Source organism: Bradyrhizobium sp. PRIMUS42 (assembly GCF_023006515.1).
GTDB lineage: Bacteria > Pseudomonadota > Alphaproteobacteria > Rhizobiales > Xanthobacteraceae > Bradyrhizobium.
In genome coordinates, this window is record NZ_JALBGZ010001412.1 from 1 (window position 1) to 691 (window position 691).

Annotated in this window: 1 protein-coding gene, 1 pseudogene and 1 riboswitch; the gene and the pseudogene both read right to left on the bottom strand. The window is 65.0% G+C overall.

Annotated elements, in window-relative coordinates; genetic code table 11:
* Positions 1-126, bottom strand: a pseudogene (locus MOV75_RS40735) (histidine phosphatase family protein); the annotation flags it as partial.
* A 72-nt stretch (positions 127-198) separates the two neighbouring features.
* Positions 199-401: riboswitch (cobalamin riboswitch) on the top strand.
* The coding region (locus MOV75_RS40740) for a hypothetical protein (protein ID WP_247008497.1) at positions 385-691 on the bottom strand (307 nt) is incomplete at its 5' end. It overlaps the preceding riboswitch by 17 nt.

Genomic DNA, 691 nt, shown 5'->3' on the forward strand with positions numbered 1-691 from the left:
CTGCCGCAGCGCCTCCAGCTGCGCGCGAGCGCCGAGATCGGCCGGTGCGTCGGCGGCGTGGATCGTCCCCTTCACGCCCTCGACGGGCGCGTGCCGTATCAGCCAGAGGAAGGTCTCGCCTTCCATGCTCATCTCCAAGGAAGTTGGTCGTTGTGGCCATAACGCCGCAACTCGCACATTGACTCTGTCCTGATGGTAATCCTAGATGCTCGCGACGGTTTCCCCGAGAGGGGATGAAAAGGGAATGCGGTGCGGGGACGTTGTCCCCAATGCCGTGGCTGCCCCCGCAACTGTGAGCGGCGAATCTTGCGTCACGAGCCACTGGGTATCTCGGTCCCGGGAAGGCGATGCAAGGTACTGACCCGCGAGCCAGGAGACCTGCCGTCAGCCGTGGTCACACGCGAAGATGTCGGTCGGGGAGTACAGGCATTCGGCTTCATCGGGCGGCTGCAGGGCCAAAAGGTGAGACCTCGTTCGCTGTGACGTGCCACTGACGTCATACCGAGGTTTTGTGCCGTGTCTTCCACCCGTATCGTCCGACCGCGCCGTCTTCTGCTCGCTTCCGCCACGCTCACATGCTTTTCTGCCTTTGATCTGCCCCTGGCCTTGGCGCAGCAGGCGCGCGAACCCGTGCCGCCGGTCGAGGTATCGCCAGCCCAACCCCGCAAGCAGGCGAGGCCAGCCGGCCGGG